Here is a 652-nt window from a genome sequence, read left to right as displayed (position 1 = left end):
AGCTGAAGTTTTAGCAATGATAGGAAAAGAGTTTAAATTAAAAGGTTATATTAACCAAGACTGTATCTCTTTTCTTAATGAAAGAGAACAACAAGTCTCTACATTCTTGGGGAATGGTATTACCTTACCTCATCTGCCTAAATCAGCCACAAATATCATTGTTAAAACCGGTGTTGAGATTTTTCAATTCCCTGATGGTGTCATCTGGGATAGAAGTAATGTTATGTTTATTGCCATTGGGGTTATTGCTAAAGAAAAAGAGCATATTGATGTGTTAAAAGATGTAGCCTCTATTTTTAGTGATGAAATTATTGCCAATGCGCTCTCATTAATCTCAAATAAACAGGATTTTCTCCGTATCCTTAATCGTAAATAGGGGAGGGTCGTGTAAGCCTGGAATTGTAGGGTTTATTAGCAGATTAAATAGCAAAAAGTTCACTTGAGGTTGCTTAAGTGGGCTTTTTTAATTTGGTAGTTGTAAAACCATCTCAATGTGCTGGCTGACGCTTAACAGTAGTGACTTTTATTAACCACTTCGGCATAAAGTTATTAAGGCGATTTGATGCCATTCGCGCATGTTTCCATCCTGAAACAGAACCTGGGTACTCAGAAAAAGAGTAGGTTACTATCGCGTATGCCTCTATATGACGTT

Annotated in this window: 1 protein-coding gene; it reads left to right on the top strand. The window is 36.3% G+C overall.

The annotated features are described in order from the left end of the window. On the top strand, positions 1–376 hold a 376-nt coding region (locus V1952_RS22375; protein WP_420075615.1), incomplete at its 5' end, for a PTS sugar transporter subunit IIA. Between the last annotated feature and the right edge of the window lie 276 nt (positions 377–652).

The sequence above is a fragment of the Yersinia sp. 2542 StPb PI genome (genome assembly GCF_048593855.1).
Classification (GTDB): Bacteria; Pseudomonadota; Gammaproteobacteria; order Enterobacterales; family Enterobacteriaceae; genus Yersinia; species Yersinia enterocolitica_E.
The sequence above is the reverse complement of the archived record's forward strand: the minus strand, read 5'-3'. Positions and strand labels throughout refer to the sequence as shown.